The organism is Bradyrhizobium sp. LLZ17, from assembly GCF_041200145.1.
Classification (GTDB): domain Bacteria; phylum Pseudomonadota; class Alphaproteobacteria; order Rhizobiales; family Xanthobacteraceae; genus Bradyrhizobium.
Window position 1 is genome coordinate 7,225,668 of sequence record NZ_CP165734.1, and the last position, 20,657, is coordinate 7,246,324.

17 protein-coding genes and 2 pseudogenes are annotated in these 20,657 nt (G+C 60.1%); 5 read left to right on the top strand and 14 right to left on the bottom strand.

The window, feature by feature from the left end:
- Positions 1–194 precede the first annotated feature (194 nt).
- The 4 genes from AB8Z38_RS34515 to AB8Z38_RS34530 all read right to left on the bottom strand — a co-directional run bounded on the left by AB8Z38_RS34515 (position 195) and on the right by AB8Z38_RS34530 (position 2,954).
- The gene (locus tag AB8Z38_RS34515; protein ID WP_369722001.1) at positions 195–455 is read right to left on the bottom strand and encodes a hypothetical protein; all 261 of its coding nucleotides are present in this window, start codon (positions 453–455) and stop codon (positions 195–197) included.
- A 128-nt stretch (positions 456–583) separates the two neighbouring features.
- Positions 584–802: a hypothetical protein gene (locus tag AB8Z38_RS34520; protein ID WP_369722002.1), complete on the bottom strand. Its 219-nt coding sequence runs from the start codon at positions 800–802 to the stop codon at positions 584–586.
- Positions 803–1,511: 709 nt separating this feature from the next.
- Positions 1,512–2,159 carry a tetratricopeptide repeat protein gene (locus tag AB8Z38_RS34525; protein WP_369722003.1) on the bottom strand — a complete coding sequence of 216 codons (648 nt, stop codon included), beginning with the start codon at positions 2,157–2,159 and terminating at the stop codon, positions 1,512–1,514.
- A 174-nt stretch (positions 2,160–2,333) separates the two neighbouring features.
- Positions 2,334–2,954 (bottom strand): FecR domain-containing protein, encoded by a 621-nt coding sequence (locus AB8Z38_RS34530; RefSeq protein WP_369722004.1) that lies wholly within the window; start codon positions 2,952–2,954, stop codon positions 2,334–2,336.
- A gap of 294 nt (positions 2,955–3,248) precedes the next feature.
- Here AB8Z38_RS34530 and AB8Z38_RS34535 point away from each other — a divergent pair, with 294 nt between their 5' ends.
- Positions 3,249–5,189: a VCBS domain-containing protein gene (locus tag AB8Z38_RS34535; protein ID WP_369722005.1), complete on the top strand. Its 1,941-nt coding sequence runs from the start codon at positions 3,249–3,251 to the stop codon at positions 5,187–5,189.
- Positions 5,186–5,464 (top strand): hypothetical protein, encoded by a 279-nt coding sequence (locus AB8Z38_RS34540; RefSeq protein ID WP_369722006.1) that lies wholly within the window; start codon positions 5,186–5,188, stop codon positions 5,462–5,464. Before AB8Z38_RS34535 ends, AB8Z38_RS34540 begins: the two co-directional genes overlap by 4 nt.
- A 393-nt stretch (positions 5,465–5,857) precedes the next feature.
- Here the strand turns inward: AB8Z38_RS34540 and AB8Z38_RS34545 are convergent.
- The 5 genes from AB8Z38_RS34545 to AB8Z38_RS34565 all read right to left on the bottom strand — a co-directional run bounded on the left by AB8Z38_RS34545 (position 5,858) and on the right by AB8Z38_RS34565 (position 10,006).
- A protein-coding gene (locus tag AB8Z38_RS34545) for an IS3 family transposase (RefSeq protein ID WP_369722007.1) occupies positions 5,858–6,990 on the bottom strand; the annotation gives its coding sequence in 2 pieces (ribosomal slippage) (positions 5,858–6,735 and positions 6,735–6,990; 1,134 coding nt in all).
- A gap of 433 nt (positions 6,991–7,423) precedes the next feature.
- A complete protein-coding gene (locus tag AB8Z38_RS34550) occupies positions 7,424–7,666 on the bottom strand; it encodes a hypothetical protein (RefSeq protein ID WP_369722008.1) in 243 nt (80 codons plus the stop codon).
- A gap of 266 nt (positions 7,667–7,932) precedes the next feature.
- Positions 7,933–8,160 carry a hypothetical protein gene (locus tag AB8Z38_RS34555; RefSeq protein ID WP_369722009.1) on the bottom strand — a complete coding sequence of 76 codons (228 nt, stop codon included), beginning with the start codon at positions 8,158–8,160 and terminating at the stop codon, positions 7,933–7,935.
- A 154-nt stretch (positions 8,161–8,314) separates the two neighbouring features.
- Entirely contained in the window at positions 8,315–8,569 is a 255-nt protein-coding gene (locus tag AB8Z38_RS34560; protein ID WP_369722010.1) for a hypothetical protein, read from the bottom strand.
- A gap of 1,197 nt (positions 8,570–9,766) precedes the next feature.
- A complete protein-coding gene (locus AB8Z38_RS34565; protein WP_369722011.1) occupies positions 9,767–10,006 on the bottom strand; it encodes a hypothetical protein in 240 nt (79 codons plus the stop codon).
- A gap of 3,295 nt (positions 10,007–13,301) precedes the next feature.
- Between AB8Z38_RS34565 and AB8Z38_RS34570 the strand changes: the two genes are divergently transcribed.
- Positions 13,302–13,427 carry a DUF3606 domain-containing protein gene (locus AB8Z38_RS34570; RefSeq protein ID WP_369722012.1) on the top strand — a complete coding sequence of 42 codons (126 nt, stop codon included), beginning with the start codon at positions 13,302–13,304 and terminating at the stop codon, positions 13,425–13,427.
- Positions 13,428–13,690: 263 nt separating this feature from the next.
- On the opposite strand, the pseudogene AB8Z38_RS34575 reads toward AB8Z38_RS34570, so the two are convergent.
- A pseudogene (locus tag AB8Z38_RS34575) lies at positions 13,691–14,304 on the bottom strand (NYN domain-containing protein).
- 445 nt (positions 14,305–14,749) lie between these two features.
- Here AB8Z38_RS34575 and AB8Z38_RS34580 point away from each other — a divergent pair.
- Positions 14,750–14,944: a hypothetical protein gene (locus AB8Z38_RS34580; protein ID WP_369722013.1), complete on the top strand. Its 195-nt coding sequence runs from the start codon at positions 14,750–14,752 to the stop codon at positions 14,942–14,944.
- Between the two features lie 804 nt (positions 14,945–15,748).
- Here AB8Z38_RS34580 and AB8Z38_RS34585 read toward each other — a convergent pair.
- Entirely contained in the window at positions 15,749–16,093 is a 345-nt protein-coding gene (locus AB8Z38_RS34585; protein WP_369722014.1) for a hypothetical protein, read from the bottom strand.
- Positions 16,094–16,820: 727 nt separating this feature from the next.
- Entirely contained in the window at positions 16,821–16,988 is a 168-nt protein-coding gene (locus AB8Z38_RS34590; RefSeq protein WP_369722015.1) for a hypothetical protein, read from the bottom strand.
- A gap of 458 nt (positions 16,989–17,446) precedes the next feature.
- On the opposite strand from AB8Z38_RS34590, the gene AB8Z38_RS34595 reads away from it, so the two are divergent.
- Positions 17,447–17,839 (top strand): cupin domain-containing protein, encoded by a 393-nt coding sequence (locus AB8Z38_RS34595; RefSeq protein WP_369726678.1) that lies wholly within the window; start codon positions 17,447–17,449, stop codon positions 17,837–17,839.
- A 189-nt stretch (positions 17,840–18,028) separates the two neighbouring features.
- On the opposite strand, the pseudogene AB8Z38_RS34600 reads toward AB8Z38_RS34595, so the two are convergent.
- Positions 18,029–18,163, bottom strand: a pseudogene (locus AB8Z38_RS34600) (GDCCVxC domain-containing (seleno)protein); the annotation flags it as partial.
- A gap of 1,919 nt (positions 18,164–20,082) precedes the next feature.
- Positions 20,083–20,205, bottom strand: coding sequence for a hypothetical protein (locus AB8Z38_RS34605; RefSeq protein ID WP_369722016.1), 123 nt, complete (start codon positions 20,203–20,205; stop codon positions 20,083–20,085).
- Between the last annotated feature and the right edge of the window lie 452 nt (positions 20,206–20,657).

Here is a 20,657-nt window from a genome sequence, read left to right on the forward strand (position 1 = left end):
GCCTGCTCGGACCTGCCGGGCGGGCCGGCGAGGTGCTACGGCGTCTTGTGCGGTGGGCGTACTAGGCCTCTCATGGGCGGGGCCACCGCTTGCGGCGGCAGCCCCTAGCCGCGAAGGCGGCCTTTACGCGATACATGGGCACCTCCGCGGGTACAGGTAAGCCTCAACCCGGCGATCCCCTTGCGCAATGTGATCTACTTGTTAGCCTTACCTGAGAGCTCGCCGACGGCTTTCGTGACGTGCCTCTGGACATCCGCGATCGTTCTGGCGAACGCTTCGCGCAGCTTCTGCGCGTGAGCTGCGCTCTCCGGCTCACTGAGATATGCAATCTTGATCAGCAGCCTATTCAACAGATAGGTAATGCGTATATTTTCCGAATGCCGGGATCGCAGGGCCGTGATCTGCCGCCGCATCTCGCCGAGATCGAGCGTCTCGTGTTTCGACGGCCTCTTCAAAATGATACTCGCGCGAGGCCAGCGAACGAACGTGACGCGCCGAGTATGATGCCGCGAAGGCTCGCCGGGGTGAACCCGGACGGGGCAATGTCCGGTGAGCAAACCTAACAGCCCAGTACGCCCCGCAATCAAAGCGTCATATTAAGATTGATGTCCGTGCTGCGGGTTAATTCTGGAACTGCTTGCTCAGGCTCAGTCTGCTCAGCAGGCTTCTCCGGTGCGAGATGGATTCTGCTTCGCCGCGACGCTCGCGAATTGATCCAAAGCAGCACCGCGCCTGCGATGATGAAGAAGACTGTCAGAAAATTCAGCAAAAGCGGGATCATGGAACTGATCTCGATCCTCATGTCCGGCCTATGCACGGCGCTGTGGCCTGTCTAAAATCAAGCATGTTTGCAGTCTAGCAATAACCACTAGCACGTTCTGCCTTCATGATGGCCTTCATCCGGTCAGTCATATGACCAGCGAGACCGGCTAGGTTCGGCACATTGTTTCGGCGCGCCTGTGCCGCGCCGCCTGCTCCCCGCTTGTGCGCGCCACGGAAGCACATTCTCTAGTTGCCGACCAGCCGATGCTGATCGATGAGCCCCAGCGCGGTCCATACGTTCGACGCCTGAGCTATGTAGTTTCCGGCATCGTCTGCCACCTTGAGGGACATGTCGGCGATCAGACGGCTGGTGTCTATTGCTGCGGAATCGTGTCGCGCACCAGACCGGTCTGAACGGCTGTCGTGAGGAGTTCGACAGCGCCAGAGCTGTCCATGCTCCTCTCGACGTGCTGTCGAACGAAGTCAAAGTACTCGCGAGAGACCCCGTTCATGCCTTTGCGGCAGTCGCCGAATACCTAGCGCCGATCAGCGGAGCTAAGGGCCGCTGGGAAAACTACGCTGAGGGAGCTTGCAGCAGCTCTTAAGAACTTTGGCATTCCGACTCGGCGAAAGGGTAAATGGCTGCAGTTCAGTGCAGCTCGGTATGCATCGCCTGCAGCTATGAGCTACCACAGCGCGCGCGTCGGGGCGGCGGTGGCATTCTCCGACGAGCACGCGTTGAGGACGGACTACCGTACGCCGTAGCGCGCGAATTCCTCGCCGATGTCGCTCCGAACAGCTTTCGCGGCCGCAACATCGGCTTCTCCCGAGGCCGTCTCGCCTCTGCTGATCTTCGCCCGGCCGCGGCCATATAGCGCTGCGGCAAACGCCGGGTCGATGCGCAGTGCGGCGTCGTAGTCGGCGATGGCCGCGTCGGTCCGTCCGGCCTTCAGGTGGGCGAGCGCGCGGGAATCGTAGGTCGCGGCCGTATGCGCGCCCGACCCGATCGCCCTGTCGCAGGCTTCCACCGCGCCTTGCGGGTCGCCCGTGCTCGCCCGGATCCAGCAAAGGCCGCTCCAGGCCCCTTCGATGTCGGCGTTCAGACGAGTCGCCGCGGCGTAGTCGCTTTCGGCGCGTACGAGATCGCCCTTCTTCAGCCAGACCTCGGCGCGGTTAACGAAGGCGCCGGGGTAGGCCGGCTGGAGCGCGATGGCCCGGTCGAAATCCTCCATCGCGGCGTCGTAGTCCCCTGTCCTCAGTCTCGCCGCGCCGCGGTTGTTGACGGGCTTGGCAAAGCTCGGATCAATGTCGATGGCCGCGTCGAAGTCGGCGATGGCGCGGTCGTAGTCGGCCTTCGCCGCGTAGGCGATGCCGCGGTTGTTGTGGGCGATGGCCATGGCCTGCGGCCCACCACGGCCGCCTACGATCTAAGGCTGAACAGGCCTCGATCCTGCGGTCGGGCGATGAGGTGGCGTTGCAGAGCTCGACGTTCCGGAATTGACCTTCCGGCTTCTGCGCCGACGCGGGGGCGACCAGTAACAGGATCATCACCGGCGCCGTCCCGAAGACCTTCAGCATCCCCGGCAGACGCCGAGCGCGCGGTCGGCCCTCCGCTGCCGGGGAGGCGCAACAGCCGGACCGGCCTTCCGCTTCATGACGGCGTCCTTGCCCTCCTCGATCAGGGTGGCGAACTTGACCGTGCCGTCGTCGGAGATCTCGATGTGAGGCGTGGTGCCCCGGATCCCCAACGTCGCCACGGGCGTGTCCACCTTCATGCTTCCGGTCTTGGCGACGCTGCCGGCGACGAAGGTGAAGGTGCCTCTGGTCAGGCTGATCAAGGTTGAATTGTCCTTGCCGTCCGGATCGTAGACGAACTCGTTCATTTCCATGCTGGCGTTGCTCGACAGGCTGAAGGAGCTGCCGTCCGCGAAATTGATGCCGAGGCGGCCGTCGGCGCCGGTCCTGACGACGTCGCCCCGATAGATTGGATCGCCGACCTTCGCGCTGGCCCCATCGTCGGACAGTCTCGCCTGCACAACCGCGGCATCGATATGCTCGATCATTGCCTTGCCAGCGACGGTCACGACCTTGCCGATCGGCTTGACGTCCTGCGCCCGAACCGGCGCAGGCGAACACGCCACCGTCACGAGCAAAAGGCCCAGAAGTCCTGCAACCGTCCTTTGTCCGCGCATGCGGCCGCTCCCGTCAGTTGAGAGCCCGATCCACCCCGGCGCCAATGATGCCAGAGCCGCGCCCGGCGCACCATATCGCAAAATGTGACTACCCCTTTTTAGTCAAGGCGGACGGCGGTCCTGACCGCTCCGCGCTAACAAAAGAGCGCATTTGCGCGTACTGAGTTGACATTGCGGTGCAGGGGCGCCGGGACGAGAAAGCCTACTTTGGGGCGTCGATCCGGAAACCCCGACGCGTTGACTCACGCTAGATCGATCTCTTCGGCGGAAGCGGCAGTATGCGAGGCGTTCAGGATGTCGCTCGCACGTGTGTTCAGTGGTCTTTGGCCGGCGCCGGACCAACGCAGTCCGCCGTCCGTCCGCGGCCGCCGCGCTGTGGAGTCGACCGTCGTCGCGGGACTCGGATGGGCCGGAGGGCTGTCCTTCGTCGCGTTGATCCTGTCGGCGGTGAAAGAAGCGTCGGCGGCTGATCCTGATCTCGCCGTGTTCGACGACGCCTCCATCACCTACAAAGGGTTTGAGCATGGCACCTTCGAACTCGTCACGAAGGAGGCGGTGCCGCGACACATCATCGTCGACGATCCAGGGCAGACGGTCGTCCTGAGCAAGACCGGATCGTCCGTCAGCTTCGCGCAGATCGGCAACAACGCGTCACGGATGGAGGACCTGCAGCGCCAGCAGCAGGACGTGCTTGCCAACTACTCGAAGGACCATGGGCCGGCCGGATCGGGCACGCCTCCGGGCGAAGCGGTCGATCAGACGTTGCAGCCGATCGATTTCCAGGCGCCGGACGGGCCCAGTCCCCAACATGCCCTTCCCGGGCTGGTGGTGCCGGCCAGCATCGTGCCGGATGGGCCCTTGATCCATTCGCCACCGACACTAACGCTCGGGTCGGGCCCGGTCGAGATCGACACAGTCGCGTTCGATAAGTTCTCGGCGAGCAGCGGCAGCTTCTCGGCCACGAGCTTCGGCTCCGGCACGACGCCGACCTTTGGCATCGCGGGCGGCGCGGTCGGCCCCTTCACCGTCGCGGGCGCAAGTTATGATGTCGAGAAGGCCGGCTCGTTCGGAATCCTGTACTTGAACAGTGCGACCGGCTCCTACGCCTACGTACCGAACAACGACGCCATCAACGCGCTGAAGGCGCCGAACGCCGACAGCTTCATAATCACGGCGTCCGACGGCTTCGCCTCGGCGAGCCAGACCTTCACGATCGACATCGCCGGCACCGACGACGCGGCGGCGATAAGCGGCGAGACCGGCGGATCCGTCGCCGCGATCGCCATGACTGCCGCCGCAATCGCGGCGGCGGCCATGGCGCACGACGTCCCAACCGCGACCGGCAAGCTCGCCGACACCGATGTCGACGATCCGGCCAACACGTTTACGGCGGTGAGTTCTCCGCAGGCCAGCGACAAAGGCTATGGCAGCTTTACGATGACGTCCGATGGGCACTGGACCTACGCGCTTGATTCCGCCAGCGCCGCGGTGCTGGCGCTTACAGCGCACCAGACCCTGACCGACACCTTCACCGTGACCACGATCGGCGGCACGCCGCAGGTCGTCACGATGACCATCCAAGGCGCCGACGATCCGGCCGTCATCTCCGGGGACACGCATGGTCGCGTGGTCGAAGCGGGCGGGGTCCACAATTCCGCGCAGGGCGTCCCAACCGCGTGCGGCCTTCTGACCGCGACCGACGTCGACGGCCCGTCGAACGCGTTCGTTCCCGTCAAATGTCCAGAGCCGAGCGACCACGGTTACGGCAGCTTCACCATGACCGCGGACGGGCACTGGAGCTTCGCGCTCGACAACGGCAATTGCGCGGTGCAGGCGCTGAACGCAGGTCAGTCGCTCACTGACGATTTCACCGTGAGGGCCGCGGACGGCACGGCACAGACGGTAACCGTCACCATCGAGGGCAGCAACGACGCCGCGGTCGTCTGCGGCGATATTTGCGGACGCGTGACCGAACCAAGCAACTCCTGCGACCCCCCGCCACGCGCCAGCGGCACTCTGTCCGACCGGGACGTCGATAATCCCGACGACACCTTCACAGCCACGACATGCCCGCAGGGGAGCGACCACGGCTACGGGAATTTCACCATGACCACCTGCGGCACGTGGACATATGTCCTCAATTCCGACAACCCTGCGGTCCAGGCCTTGAGGTCTTGTGACGCGCTGACCGACACCTTCACCGTGACCACGATCGACGGCACCCCCAGGTCGTGACCGTGGTCATCCACGGCGCCGACAATCTCGGCTTAGCCGACCGGGTCGAGTCCGCGTTCCATTTCGACACGAGTTTGGAACAACAACATGCAAGCCCGACGTCCCCGGGGGTCGCTTCCTCGGTCCCCGTCTCCGGGCTCGATCCGGAGCACGATTCCGCCGCGGCCGCATGGCCCCATCGGGCCGATCCAACGCCGGAGGGTTGGCGTTTCGGCGAGCAGGAGGCTGCTGGCCAGGGCGGACACCCACCCTTCCAACACGATCTCATCCTCTGAGAGCCGCCGACACCTTCGTCGCGTCCGGGCGGATTTGCGTTTTCCGGAGGCGCTCCTATGGTTTGCGCTGATCACTTTCACGCACACCGCGATCAGCCGCACGGCCATCAGCGATAATTTAAGTGCGTCCGCTAAGGTGAATGAAGCAATCAAAGTGGCAACTGAGCGACATGCTCGTCTTCCGGAGTGCCTTGCCCGGTTTGTTAGTGCGGCGTTGTTGCTGCGATTTCCAATTGGCGATTGGATAACTGAAGGCGCGCAGGAGCTAGAGCGTGCAAGAGCGCTAATGCTAGAAACCGGACGAAGCGTTTCGAAGGCTTCATCATAGGTATAGAGCTGGTCCCGGTTGTCTGAACAGATTTTCGGCGTCGATAAGTGGAGCCTCTGCCGGGGTTAGGCCGCCGCGCGGAGCGGCGGAAGGTTGAAGTAGGCTTGATCCGGGGTCATGTCGTCAAGACTCGAATGCGGACGTCGTCCGTTGTAAAAATCGAGATACCGGCCAATCGAATGTCGTGCCTCGCCGACGGTTTCGTAGGCTCGCAGATAGACCTCCTCGTATTTGATGCTGCGCCACAGCCGTTCGACGAACACATTGTCCCGCCATGCGCCCTTGCCGTCCATGCTGATTGCGATGCCGTTGTCGGCGAGCACGCCGGTGAAGGCCGCACCGGTGAACTGCGAGCCCTGGTCGGTGTTGAAGATGTCCGGCTTGCCGTGACGAGCCAAGGCATCCTCCAGCGTCTCGACGCAGAAGGCTGCTTCCATGGTGATCGACAGCCGCCAGGACAAAACCCGGCGCGTCGCCCAGTCGAGCACGACGGCGAGATAGACGAAGCCGCGCGCCATCGGGATGTAGGTGATGTCCATGGCCCAGACCTGGTTCGGCCGTGTGATCTCCATGCCGCGCAGCAGATACGGATGGACCTTGTGGCCGGGTTCCGGCTTCGTCGTGCGCGGACGGCGATAGAGCGCCTCTATCCCCATCCGCCGCATCAGCGTCTTGACATGCCGGCGGCCGATCTTGCACCCCTCGGCAGCCAGCAGGCCTCTCAACATTCGCGAACCGGCGAAGGGAAACTCCAGATGCAGCCGGTCGAGACGCCCCATGATCGCGAGATCGGCGTCCGGCACCGGACGCGGCAGGTAATAAACGCTGCCACGGCTGATCTGCAAAACCTCCGCCTGCCTAGTGATCGACAGATCGTGCTCACGGTCGATCATCGCTTTGCGCTCAGCAATCCCGCCTTGGTGAGCGCTCCTTCTAAAAAATCGTTCTCCAGCGTCAGTTCTCCGATCTTGGCGTGCAGCGACTTCACGTCGATCGCAGGCGCGGCGGGCGACATGCTGCCCGAGCCGAAAACCCCGGAAGCGCCGCCTTCCAATTGGGCCTTCCAGGCCGTGATCTGATTGGGATGGACATCAAAGTGTTCGGCCAGTTGGGCTATCGTCCGGTCGCCCTTGACCGCGGCAAGCGCCACCTTCGCCTTGAAGGCCGGTGTGTGGTTCCGGCGTGCTCGTCTGCTCATCGTCGCTCCTGATTCGCAGGCATCAGCGTGCCCGCTGTCAGGCAGAAACTCCACTTATCGACCCGTTCAGATTTGCGGAGCCGGCTCTTATTGAACATAGTGACATGGGCCAAATATCGAGGAGGGCTGGCTGACCAGAACGTTTTCGCCTAGTGCAAATGACTCCGCCCTATATGGAGCGCAGGCGCTTCAAGAGGTAAGGCAGTGCGCAAGTGAGCCCTGCTTAGTAGCGTCAAAAATCAAAGCCCGCTGCCTCGCGCTCGGTGGGCGACTCTGCTAGCTCAATGCAGTGATCGGTGCCCGCCGATCGCCAACAATCTCAATCAAACTCCGCCGGCTCCGGAGCCGGCGGGTTTTTGCGTGCCAATTACTGCGGTAAGTCCTTGTTTTGTGCGCTTCGAGACAAGCCCCCTCCAGGCCCATCACCCGCCCGTCAGGTCGGTTTGTCCGGACTTGTGGAGTTGAAGTCCCGCGCAGCGAGCTCCAGCTCAAGTTCGGTAATCCTTTCGAATATGTGGGCAGCAATCGCCTCTGATTCGTCGATGGTCAGCGATCGGATACCCCGCAAGGCAAGCTCGTCTCTGAGGAGTTTCGCCACAATCAAATGCACGGCCACGGATTCAAAATCCCGAAAGCCATGATCCAATCGCACCTTTAGGGTGAGCACAACGGCCATTAAGGGGCACCGACGGCGGCCAGAGCAGCGGGACATTGGCAGCCCTTCAGCCAGGCGGAATGAGCTGTGGATTTTCGGCCGCGCACAACGGCCCTGGTGAATCTTGTCTGGCGCTGCTTGCGATTCCGCGGTTCTAATCAAAGAAAAACACTGACGAACTAATTCACGGGGAAACGGGACATGCTTGAAGCGATCCAGATCAGCTGTGCGCTGTGGGGAATGATCGTCTGCGGCGCCATCAAGGCCGCGCAACTGGCCCAGTATTTCTAGGATATCAGCCAGATCACCAATGCTGCTCCGCCCCAGATCAGACCACCAATCCAGGCGGTCATGGCAACACCGGCCGTAGCAAGATAGACCACGCCGAGCAGGTCGGAGCCCCGACGCGACATCTGCGTGTCGGTGGCTGCTGTGTTGACGTCGTGAGTCATGGTGTCGGGCCCGTCGGGATAGTTGTCGGAGGTATTGCAACCCCCGGTTCCTGGACGGCGCATCCCCCTCGTGTAGCGGAGGAAGCGCACGTCCCCATTTGATGCAATTCACGCCGATGTCGGTGCGGCGTGAACGGGCCGTCAACACGATCCGAGCATCGCCTTTGATCAGGACCGTCCGCAGTCCGTCGATTGCTGGCGACCCGGGTAAACGGCCTCAGGCCGCGCGCTCTGATGTCGGTGGGAGGATGGTCTCCAGTTGTTTTTGCAGGGTGGCGACGGTCGTCTGCAGGTTGTCGCGACGTTCGCGCAAGCTCAGAGCCAGCATCGGGTAGGAATGGTTGGCGTGGTCGAATACGCGAGACTTGCGCTCTTCCTCCTCAATGTCGGCATCGAGGAGTTTGACGCGCCATCGCAGGTCGGAGATCAGCGTATGGAGCTGGGCTGGTGCGGTCGCTTCGAAACGGGGCATCGGTTGCATCGGCTCGCCTCAATATGAAACAGGCCCACCTTGGGTCTGAGGGGTTGGGCATTGCAGAGCAAGGGGAATGCCAGTCCGCACGCGAGGCTCGAAAAGCTGACAGCACAGTTAAAATGGAGATTGCGTCGTCTCGAACGAGAGGCTGCTCACCACACTCAGCTGGAGCGGGCAGATTCATAGAACAGCGTTCCAGAATTAACGTGCAACGCTGACGTCAAGCTTAACAAGGGAGTTAGGTTGTCGGTGATCGCGAGCCTTCTATTGTGCTCACAAACCGTGGCACCATCCGATGTGGCGAAATTTTCCTTACCGTACCAACCGTTGCGGCCAAGTCATTCTGGCTGGGCTCACTCCAGACGAGACTTTCGAATTTGAGTGGTTAGCCAATCAGATTCACAGAACCCCGGCCGACGAAATGCGCTTTCAATCATTGGCTATGAAGTGCGGTGTGGCAGAAGCGGGTCTAGGCGCAACTCCCGTAGAGATCAGGAGCTAGAGAAGCAACACCCAGTCCCGCCCCAGCAAAAGCCGGCGCCCGCCAGCAGGGCCACTGCGATCGAGTCTCGAACCTGGGCTCTCGGTTCCAGATTCCTTAGACTTCGCTGGCCACATAAATCCGGGGGATAAACCAAAGGATGACTTTCGCTCAGTCGCCGGTTTCTCACAAATGGGCGTGTCGCAGGCGGAGCTTGATTCGCAATGCTGGAAAGCATTCTCGTGTTGCTCGGTGGGGTCATGCGTGGCGGATCGAGCAGCCGACTCTGAATCGACCTGGCGCTTCTCGGTTATTGGATAGGAGCTCGGCATGTCGGGATGTTCCTGCTTGAAGCGCGGCGATCCGGTGATGCTGACAGAGGATGGCGTGCGCTGGATGGCGGCTAATCCAAAGCTTCAAGCGCGATGGAGACATCGCCGCGGGGTCATCGAAAGCAATTCTAAGAGCGGCTGGCATCGCGTGCGTTGGGACGGCAACAAATCGTCTACCGAGGCAATACCGGCGAAGTTCCTGCTAACGGAAGCGTTGGAGGCGGCACGAGCGGCATCAGTGTCAATGTTCAATCGAAGTTTTGGGCCGAACTGAGGAAGCAAATCGTCACGGGCCGACCCGCGCGCAAGCTGCGAGCGCTGGCTTCTAGCTTGGCCGGCCTTCTCCTCGAGATCTTGCAAAGCGTTCACCATTGCTTTCGCTCAGATGGCGCCAATCTTCAGGCAGATCACATAAACAACCATGAACACGGTAAGAGCACCGAAAAACCAGACCACATTGTCCGCACCGCGGTCGGATGCAAACTCGCGGTTCGCATCCATCTCTCTAGCATGAGGCACGATCGAGAAGACCTGACTTGCACGCATGCGTTTGGATGCCCGCCTGAGAAGCTGTTTGACAGTGGCTTCTTGCGCGCTCGTGACGTGGGGATGGATGGTCATCGACGTACCCCTCTCACCTAAACTCTGGGAAGATCAAGCCGGCGCTACTGCTTCTCAGCAGGAGCGCTAGCGCCTCTCGGCGGCTCCGGCGGAGCTACGGCCGGACTGTCCAGCGCCGCCGGTGCCGCAGCAATGCAGTCGCCCGCCCAGATCTTGGTGCCTCTGACCGTGCCAACGAGCTTGCATCCCAATGGCGCCTGCTGCTTGGCCTGCGCGGGCGGCTTTTTAGCGGGGTTCGGGGGAGATTGAGCAAGGGCGGCAGTTGTAAAGAGCAGCACGACAAGTCCGATTAGCGGCTTCATGTTTCGTTCCCTCAGCACTTCATTTCCCCTTCGCCTTGGGCTTAAACCATTTCAAAGGGAGCCCGATTGCGTAGGCGCGTGCCTTGACAGCGTGAACTGACCGATTCAGCGCTTCCGCGATCAGTTCAGGGCGAATGTTTGCCTCTGCCATCTTCCGAAAGGTATCGTCCTCTGCTGGTGTCCACCGATTGCTGTGGGCAGACGTCATCTCACCAGCTTTTTGGGTATCTCTCATTTCCCCTTCGCCTTCAGCCCTATCTGGACCAGCCGGCGAATGGCTTCAGGGCGGCCGGGCAGATCGGGCTGTTTCCTGCGCCAATCGTCTAAATGCTGCAGCGCGTCCGTCACCATGCGGACGGTAACCGGCTCACTCTCGACGGGTGGGCGGCCACGCTTGGATTTTTTTAATGTCAGATATTCTTGACGCCATGAATTAATAATGTCATGAGCCGAGCAAGTGTTGGAAACACCTGCCCGGGTCGATCGCCACCCGGTCTTTCCGGCGGCGCGGCTGCATCTCCCGAGCTTGAGGAGGTGCTGTCGTGAAGCACGTTCCCCCATCAGCCGGAGTGCCCGTTGCCGCCACAGAACTGCCCGCGCAGGATAGGATTGCCAGACTGGCACGTCAGGAGCGGCAGCGTGCAAGAGCCGTCATGCGAGTCCGAGAACTGCGGCAAAAGGCCATCGTTTAAATCGATCGGCTGATTGCCTTCCGGACCAATCCGATCCCTACGCGACCGAGCTGGAGGACGCCTGCGATGACGAGGGCGCCGCCATGGGCTACATGGCGCTACGAGGCCAGCCTGCGCTGCGACTGGCAAATCGAGTGATTTGCTTGTTGAGCCGGACCTCTGTTAGAGGCTTTCGAGGTTGGCGGGCATTGGCCAAGCATGACAATTCGGGCAATCACGGAGCACATGATCTGGAGAGAGCACAGTCGATCTCCGAACAGACTGGAGCACGCCCTGCATTTTCGGATCGTTCCGATAAAAGACCGAAACCATTTTGTAATCGACGACGAGCCCGTGATTTTGGGCGTCCACGGATAGGCGTATTGGCCAGACAGGAGATCGCGGATGACCGTCTCGAAGGGCGACGTACGCATGCGCTTACTCCGGATAAGAGAACCGGGCCCGAAGGGTGATCCAGGACCACAACGTCCGGCTGGTCCGCAAGGCGCTCAAAGGCATACAGGGTGTTCCGGGCCCGCAAGGACCTGCCGGCGCGCAAGGCCCGCAGGGACCTCAGGCGACCTTAAAGGCGACAAGGGGGACAAGGGGGACCCGGCGACTGCGAACATCCGCGCTGTGCAAGCCGATGGAGCGGTCAATTGCGACAGCAGCGAAACGCTGGTCTCCGTATTCTGCCCAACCGGTGGAGCGGCGGATGGCGCGAAGTGCGGACCTCGCCGACCGTTGGGCTTTGCTTAAAGAAATGACGATGTGAAGAAATCAAGATGTGGCCCGCCGGTTCACGCTGGCGGGCCGCTCGGCAACCGTCAAAAGAAGACCCCACCGGGGGGCCTCCCGCTAGGGCGCAGTTTTTCCGGCACAACCGTTTGGATAGAAGTGCCAGCTCCTCAAGATTGAACATCACCAATCCGGCCACCGCACGGCAACAGTTTGCCGATTGTGGCTCAACGCTATTGCGAAAGCGGCCGATCGATTGCCGACAAGTACCACGTACGCATGGCATTAAGCCGCCGGCCATTCACGGGACGATTTTTGCTCCCTCATCGACTCCTCCGAGACGGGCGCGAGTTCCGTGCAGCCCCCGGCCTTAATTGCCCCGCATTAATGGTTGAACGAGCCCCATGCGTGCTGCGTATCCTTGGAAGAATTGCAGGTTGATTACTGCGGTTGCCGCGTTGCTTGCATCCGGCCTCACGTTGGGCGGTTGCGCAAGTTCGAGTACCGGCTCTTCATCGATGGAGGCACGAGCGCAGGCGCCGGCCCGTTCTCCAATCTCACAGTATCCCGCCGTAGAAGATGTGCCGCCGAGGCGTGGACCGGCTATCACTCCCGACCAACAGACAATGCTCCACCAAGAGCTAGTTGCAGCGCGCGATCGACAGGCCGCAAAAGCCGCCGGCCAAGGTGCGAGCACTGCACCTACAAAGCCCTGAATGGTCGCCCGCCCGCCCTAAGGCGTCCAACCGCCATCATGCTCTGCGCTGATGACGAGGCTGCGACCGAGTGCATTCTTTGGCGGCGCTAGCATTTTGAAACGCCGTCCATAGGCGTTCAGTGCGCTCGCCGGGTTCACGCCCGCTGGTTTGACAACGGCGCTTTTGACGAATTTTCATCTAAAGTCTTGGTCGTTGAGTCGAGGGGATAGCTGTGGGCATCTACTTGCTCTCGCTCGCCGCGTTTATTGTCGTGATTCTTCTCTTCCTCGCATTCCGATAGGGCCGACAGCGGACGTAACCGTTGCCGCTAATCCTCAGCCAAAGGTCTGCGTTAAGGTTTCCGGCTAATGTTTTTGACTGTGCGCCGATGACCGCGTTCAACTCCGTCCTGGAGGCGAATGTGATCACTTGGCTGCTGACTTTCCTCATAGCCATAAGCGTCGCGATCTTGATCGCACACGCAATCGACGCGATTCGGTCCTGAGGTTTGAACGACGCCGATTCACATGCCATCTTCGTTTATCGGCTCAGATACGTTTGCCAAGACCTCCATCTCGCTTCATCTGTTGGGTCACAACAGGGCCGGGGTGCTGGGAGGCCGGAAGCGGTAATGCATCGGCGACTAACAACATACGCGTTCTCATCCGAAGCCGTCACACGTCTTTGTCACCGGAAGCGCGATCATCCTCCAGAGGACAGGCTCGGGAACACCGCGCGCGTACATCCGTTTCCTCTCGGATTGGAGCGCTGGCAGCTTCGCGGGTACGCGAGCCGTGCGCTAGGAGGACGAATTCGCCAAGACTATGGAGGAAGGCGATGGACGACCCGAAAAAGCGGGGCCGGGGCTGACCGAAGCAAAATCAACATGCAAGAGGATTACGAGGTCAAGTACTGGACACACGAACTCGGCATCACGAGTGATCGCCTGCAGCACTTGGTCGATAAAGTCGGCAACTCTGCCGCCGTCGTCCGGAAAGAATTGCAGCGCTAGGGGCGGTGGGCCGTCTACACCAGAGGAACGGGAGCGCCTGCTCTTCTTGCTCGACCTTGCTATCGCGTGTTGCTTCTCCGCTCTCGTCACCAGCTTTCTTAAGCTTTCGCTGGGGTATGGTAACAGCCGTCCACGTCGTTTCGCATGCGAGCTAAATCGGCGGTTGCGGTCATTGAGCGCCTGAATCTGAAACAAACCATCCCTGTACGGCTTTCGCGCAGTGCAGCCAGAGCCATCGGGCAAAGAGGGCGCCCCGGAGCGCCTCACTGGAGAGGGTCGTTTCCCTTAGGCTCTTGCACGAATTTCGGGGTGTGTCCACGCGCTTCACGGTCGCGCGGGGGCGGTCGGACGGATGGCGGCCAAGCTTGGACTGCAGCTCGACCAGATCGGTGAAGACGTCGGCCTGGCGGCGCAACTCGTCGGCGATCATCGGCGGCTGGCTGGCGATCGTGGAGATCACCGTGACCCGCACGCCGCGGCGCTGCACGGCCTCGACCAGGGAGCGGAAGTCGCCGTCGCCCGAGAACAGGATCATCTGGTCGATGTGCTCGGCGAGCTCCATGGCGTCGACCGCAAGCTCGATGTCCATGTTGCCCTTGACCTTGCGGCGGCCGGAGGCGTCGATGAACTCCTTGGTCGCCTTGGTGACGACGGTGTAGCCGTTGTAGTCCAGCCAATCGATCAGCGGACGGATCGAGGAGTATTCCTGATCCTCGATGATCGCGGTGTAGTAGAACGCCCGCAGCAATGTCCCGCGGCTCTGAAATTCCTTCAGCAGGCGCTTGTAATCGATGTCGAAGCCGAGAGTTTTCGCTGTCGCGTAAAGATTGGCCCCGTCAATAAAGAGCGCGATCTTGTCGGTGGAGGAAGGTGACATTTTGCTCAAGCCATTGGCAGCGCGAGTCGAGGGGCCGGAGCGGCGCAGAACCCGCGCTCCGATGTTCCGGGAGCATTGTGAGGAATAGCTACCTTGATGGTGAGTAGCGCGAACTACTTCAACTTAGTACGCTACGGCCTGACGCGGCAAGTTACACGTTACGAACCTGACATACTTTCTGCTTATTGAAACACACCTCGTTGTTGAAAATGACTTATCTCAGGGCGCGGGGCACGTCATGACCACCTATTTGCTCTCTTTGATTCTGCAATTGGCAAGCGTGGGCGCGCTTGGCGCTGGTCCGTTTCGGACAAACTGAGAACCGCACTTTTTGTCGGCACAGAGCGAAGCAGGCCAGCGGCCCAGTACATGGCCCGAGCGATGTTCAGCTGCTACTGAGACCCTGCTGTCGGAAGCACAAGATGCCGAGCAGAGAAAGCCCGCGTTGGCCGAAACTGTCGCCGCTTTGTCTCCGCGCGAACGTACCATTGTCGAAGCGCGTTTTCTGGCAGAGCAGCCAAGCACGCTCGATGAGCGTGAGCAGATCCGGCAGATCGAGCAGCGCGCACTTCAACGCATCAAGACGAAGATCTCCGAAGCTCTCGCACATCGGGGAGCCGCTCTGGCGTCGTCGTCTTGATCGATTGCACCGGCTGCCGATCGGCCGCGGTCGTTCAGCAGCCATTGCAGATCCAAAAACACAACTCACGCGATGCCTATGGTAGATCACGGCTCTGGCCCAATTCGCGAGGAGGATCGAGCCTATCTCGAATCCCTCATTCGGGAGGATTTCGAGCGATGCCATTCCGGCGACACGCTGGAGGATCTTAAGCGGCGTGCTTCTTTTTCGAAGGAGGACAGGGGATTGTTGCCGGATTGCATGGCGATAGCGGTTCGAGGGGCCACAGCCGATTGAGCTGCGAATTGCGGCGCGCCGGGGTCTGGGTCGGGGCCAAAAGCCGCGGTACAGGGGGCGGCCCTTTTTAAGGAGCATTGTGCTCTCGTAAGCGAATGCGACGGCTTCATGGTCGTTTTGCTCAAAACGCTAGCCGGTTCCAGCCGGAAAGTTTTCTGTTTTGTCACTGGCGCTATTGGTTACGGCCCGTGCCGTTGCGCTGTATGCCAGTGCGACGGTCGCCCGGCCAATGCACGATCGTAAGGATCGAGATCCGATTCTGGCCCTAGCGATTACCGAAGAGTTTCGAGGGAAGCACGGGCATTTGATTGAGCGCGAGCCGGCCACGCGACACGGCTCAACTACTCTTCGCGTTCCAGAATGACTCCAGCGGAAGAGAAAAACTCTCGGGAAATTCGGTGCAAGGTCATTCACCTATGCCGCGCCGTCAGGCTTCACGTCCGGATGGGCGGTGTGACACAGATTCGCGGATAGCAATGAGCAAAATTGTAGTCTGCCTCAGCCCCCGGCCTTATTTGCGCTCTGTATTCAGCCAACCTTCTGATCTCTGGAGCTGCCCGGCAGCCGCGAAGCTTCATCATCAGGCGGGTCGGAAGCGAGTTCAGCACCTTCGGCCTCCGCAGGTGCGGACGTTCGGATCGAAGGGTCTATGCGCGCCCGCAGAGCAATGCCGGCGAATACCCACGCGATGATCCAGGAAACGGACCACAGCAAAAGCCCGAAGCCCTTACCAGCCAGGAAGCCGGCCAAAAGCGAAAATGCATAAGAGAGGAATGGCCATTTTCGGGGCCGCCCTCCAACCGAGAGTCCGATCGAGACCAAAAATGGCACGAACGAGACGGCTATGACCCCAATCAGTTCGAGCGAGTCCATAGGGGAACATCCCTGATAGCAGTTTTTCCTCAGCGTATGATTGAGCGGAAGTGAGCGGAAGCTGGATCCAGAGTTAACCTTGATAGTCGCGATGCGACTGTCGGGCCTTTTATTCAAATTGTGTGAACTCTGACTTCTCTGCTTTCTGCTTCGAAAGGCGCGCGCGCATTCGAGGGAACCGGGGCAAGCCGAGCATTTTATTGCAATGATCAGACTCGGTTTCGGCTTAGCCGCGATTGCGGGTTCGCTTTTTCTGTTTGAGCTTTGGCTCCGCAGCGCGAGATTCAGAAGGGCGTTGAACGGCTGGAGCGTTCTCAAAATGCGCACACACTCTCAATGCTAATGCCCTCAGCTCTGGGTGATTGGCAGGACATCCAAAAATCGGCCCCAACTTCGACGGGGGTGGAAGCTGAGGCCGAGGAGGCGCTGGACCGTGAGGGCCGCTCGCGGACCAGGAATTAAACATGCGCCCCGAACCGCGCTGAAGCGATCGGTGCAGTGGGCTTAACTCCGATTAGTAGGACATTATTCCGCACCGTAATTATCCGGAATCGATCAGGTACCTTGGCGCTTGTAACGTGAGCGCTGCTTGCGACTTCGCGGCTCTAGTCAAAGAAAAACCCAGCACGGGGGAACGGGACATGCTGGACGCCATCCAGATCAGCGTTGCGCTTTGGGGAATGATCGTCTGCGGCGCCATTAAAGCCGCGCAACTCGCCCACTATTTCTAGGGTATCAGCCACATCACCAATGCTGCTCCGCCCCAGATCAGCCCACCGATCCAGGCGGTCATGACAACGCCAGCCGTAGCAAGGAATACCACGCCGAGCAGGTCGGAGCTCCGACGCGGCGCCGGCGTCTGCGTGTCGACGGCTGTGTTGGCCTCTGGATTCATGGTGTCGTGTCCCGTCGGGATGCAGCCCGCGAATTCATAGACGCCGCAAGCTCTGATGGATTGCGGATTATCTCGTCCACCCTCGTAATCTAATGCGGGTCCCGCGTGAGAAGGCCCCAGCGGCAGGTTCCTAGCAGGGAGGCGCGCGCTGGGGCCAAAGGCCTGCCGGTACGCTACGCGGCAGGCGTCTTTGATGGTCCACCCAACAGCGACGGTCCGGCATTAACGTAAGTGAATCTAAGCTGCATACGAAGAGGTACCACTTTCGAAGCTCGAGGGGCTCTGCGACAAGTTGGCTCTTCACATTCCCGGCGAAAAACCGGATTTTGCTAGGGGCGGGAAAACTCGGCAGACCGGCAATACAAAATCAGTGGGAGGTGACACTGATGCCGCTCGCAGCTTTCGATACGACCCATTGCAATGTGGATCTCGAGCCTTCGCCGATCGAACCATCGTGAATCATTGAAGGCCATCCGGAAGCTCGCTCGCGCCTTTTGTCGACGAGCGGATGCAAGACTGCCTGGACCCTGATCTGGTCGTGCACCGAGGGCCGGTTCAACTGGTACTATGATTTTGATGAAACAATCATGATCCTGGAAGGATCGATCGTGCTCGAAGGCGATGGCATGCCGCCGAAACGCTACGGCGTTGGCGACGTAGTCTTCTTCCGCAGCGGTCGCCGCGTCACATGGTATGTGGAGGGTTATGTGAAGAAGGTCGCCTTCTGTCGCCTGAGCAATGCGCCGGGGCTCGGCTATGCCATCCGCGCTCTCAATAAGGTCAGGTCCGTGATCAGGCGGAACAACCCGGCCCTAGTCCCCGCGCTCGCTTGTTTTAACCTGCTCGCCTAAAGGCGCATCTAGTTAGCGCTGGGGCATTTTTGACTCGGAGCCAGAGCGAAGGCTCGGTTCACTCCACGCCATTTTTTGCGCTCGCTTCGTACTTTTCGCTACACCGCGCTTTACGAGTCGACCTCTTTGCCGGGGCGTGCCTTTCTTGGTGTCGAATAAATGAAGAGAGGCCAGCCACCTGAGGCGGTCTCAATGACAAGAGGCCCCTTTGCCGTTCTCTTGGACCGGTGGACAGGGAACGTCGCCGTAAGAGCAGAACACGCAGCAATCGCCCGGCTTGGGCTTTAGCCGGGTGCCGCAGCCAGCGCAGTCATAGAAGAATTGGCGCCTTCGGCGTCAGGTCTGTTGTCGCCTGAGGCCGCCTTTTGAAAGTGGGTCACTGCTTCCTGGGCCTGAGTGAACGGTCAGCCAACGCTTAGGACCGTCCAGCGCGCGACCGTATTTCACGACCATGCCGCGTTCCTTCTTCAACGTCCGCAACCTGGATCCAGGGACTCCTCCACAATCGGTCGACCTGCCCGACGAAGCGGCATGGAACGAAGCGCCCGCTTTGCAGCCGACCTGTTTAGGGACGTTGACGGGAAGATGTGCCCCCGGGGAGAATGGGCCTTGGAAGTCACCGACGACGGCGGGAAGGCAATCTTCAATATTCAGATCAGCACGAAGAAAAAGTAGTAAGGCGGCCTAGCGCTTGCCGTCGAGATGGAACAAACGTGCACTTTGGTATTTGGTGAGTCTCCCAGCGGCGAGGCAAGGCCAGTGGACCGCGATTTTTAAGAACGAAGTCTTTTCCAGCTATCAGCCGAATCCGACCAAGCTCTGCAATCACTGGCCGAAGGCCGGTCCTCGCGGTGAAGATGCTCAACGCCGATACCGGAGGGATCGTTCGCATGTTCAAATGCCAGTGCGGTGAGCAAACTTAGACCGAGACGAACGAGTAAGGCCCCCCTCAGTGGCCGGCCTCTAGCGAACGGGCGAGCCTATCACCTCGTACTCGAGGCCACGCCCTCCGGATCGTTCTCGTCAATCCCAGCCTGCCCGGCCTCCTCATTGGCAAACACCTTCAGGTCCTCGCCTTGATCGTAAATTCATACAGTCATGGTCGCACCGGGAGCTCCGATTTCCGCCTAGGATGAACGCGAGCATCGACCAAGAACTCCGAGATCGCGTCCCCCAGACCCCGGCGACCTTGGTCAGGCTCTGTGGCATGCACCACGAATTCAACTTGTCAAGCCCGCTGGTGTCAGAGGGTATTCCGGATTCCAGACTGGCCACGCTGGGTGACGACGAGGTTGCCATGCCCGAGTACTTCGACGCAATTTGACTGCTACCGAATTGGCCATGGAGGCATGATCATCGCGCCGGCAGCGGCTTGTGGCAAGTTACAAGAGGAGGAACGTTCTGCCCTTGGGCAGAATTCAAAGCTGAACCAAATTGGTCGCTGATGCGCTGCTATATCTTCACGCTCGACGACTTCGGTAGGACACTGAACGCGCAAGAGATCGACTGCAATAACGCAGAAGAGGGCTCTACAGCTTGGGTCTGCCGCGGTGGCTAACGATCCTATCGAGGTTTGGTGTGGTCCACGGCGTCTAGCACGCTTTGAGCCAGAGCAGCGGTCACTTTCGCGGCTGCGCGAGCGCTTGATGGTAGCCGAACGCGGTCTCAGCGAAGGCGAGCGACACATCAGTAAGCAAGAGAGGGTCATCGTGCAGCTCAGGCGCGAAGGGCGCGATCTCGCTCTCGCGTTTTCCATCCTCGACACGTAATCGAAACTCACAAGGCTCATTTGCAGGAACGGGATTTGCTCGTCGACCAGGTGGCAAAGAGGTCTGGATAGAGGGGGCGCGCAGTCACAGGTCACGATTGTTGTTGATCGCTAAATGTTCCGTTCACGACCCGCGGGAAAGCGGCGGTCGATCCTCTTGGCCGGCGGCCCTATTCTTGAGGATTGCCGATGTCGAACGAGCCGAGACGGTAATCGTCACCCAGCGGTTGCTCATCGCTCAGCCGCGCGATTAAGGTGAATGTCGCGCCGGGGTAGCGCGTCCACACCTCAATGTCCTCTGAAGTGACGGTCAGATATCTGAAAAGCACCTGTATCGTTCCGGCTCGGTTACGCGGCGGACTTTGTCCCACGTGATCTTGTTGACGCGCATTCTTATTCAACTCGAGAAAGAAATCCGCTCATGTTCCTTCTTGCGGCCGAGCGAAATGGTCGCAAAAGCTCCGGCGGGATACTCCTAGGTCCACTCGTTTTCGGGCAAGGAGCCGGAAGGCGGTTGGAGTTCTTCCAGGCCGGCTTCGATTACAGCCAGTTCATCTTGGATCGCTTTGACCGCGTTTTCGGGGTTGATGTCGGACACAGCTTGCAGCTCACCGAGCACCGATGCGCCAGCAGGTCCGTCAGCGCGCGTCGTTCCCGCACCTTGACGTAGCCTGCGACGATCAATTCCATCGCCTTTGAAAGTTCGTCGCTTCCTAATCCGCGCCTCCAGTTATCGCGGTTGGCAAAGCTCCGTCAGACCAGTCTCCGTCATGCGGAATTCGATGCCCGTTTTCGTTGATCGCTGTTCGATCCACCCATTTCGCAGAAGCGCAAGCGCAGTTTTGGGGCTATGGGGCAGCTTCGCGCAAGCAATCCAATCGACATCCAGAAATTGGCGGTGATACTGACTAAACATCGGGCTACGCTTTTGGTCCTGCAATATCGCCTCCCGGGCGCTCTGTTTGAATGGAAACCAGTTTTGCATCGCACCCTTGAGGATCAGTTACTAACCGGAAGAATCGGCAATCTATTCTAAATGATTCGAAATTA

Coding starts and splice junctions, on each gene's coding strand:
- AB8Z38_RS34525 (WP_369722003.1), bottom strand. CDS start 2,159: ATGGCCATCGCCCACAACAACCGCGGCATCGCCTACGCGGCGAAGGCC.
- AB8Z38_RS34590 (WP_369722015.1), bottom strand. CDS start 16,988: ATGAATCCAGAGGCCAACACAGCCGTCGACACGCAGACGCCGGCGCCG.
- AB8Z38_RS34585 (WP_369722014.1), bottom strand. CDS start 16,093: ATGGACTCGCTCGAACTGATTGGGGTCATAGCCGTCTCGTTCGTGCCA.
- AB8Z38_RS34535 (WP_369722005.1), top strand. CDS start 3,249: ATGTCGCTCGCACGTGTGTTCAGTGGTCTTTGGCCGGCGCCGGACCAA.
- AB8Z38_RS34550 (WP_369722008.1), bottom strand. CDS start 7,666: ATGGCCGTTGTGCTCACCCTAAAGGTGCGATTGGATCATGGCTTTCGG.
- AB8Z38_RS34570 (WP_369722012.1), top strand. CDS start 13,302: ATGCAAGAGGATTACGAGGTCAAGTACTGGACACACGAACTCGGCATC.
- AB8Z38_RS34565 (WP_369722011.1), bottom strand. CDS start 10,006: ATGACCATCCATCCCCACGTCACGAGCGCGCAAGAAGCCACTGTCAAA.
- AB8Z38_RS34560 (WP_369722010.1), bottom strand. CDS start 8,569: ATGCCCCGTTTCGAAGCGACCGCACCAGCCCAGCTCCATACGCTGATC.
- AB8Z38_RS34555 (WP_369722009.1), bottom strand. CDS start 8,160: ATGCGCCGTCCAGGAACCGGGGGTTGCAATACCTCCGACAACTATCCC.
- AB8Z38_RS34520 (WP_369722002.1), bottom strand. CDS start 802: ATGAGGATCGAGATCAGTTCCATGATCCCGCTTTTGCTGAATTTTCTG.
- AB8Z38_RS34530 (WP_369722004.1), bottom strand. CDS start 2,954: ATGCGCGGACAAAGGACGGTTGCAGGACTTCTGGGCCTTTTGCTCGTG.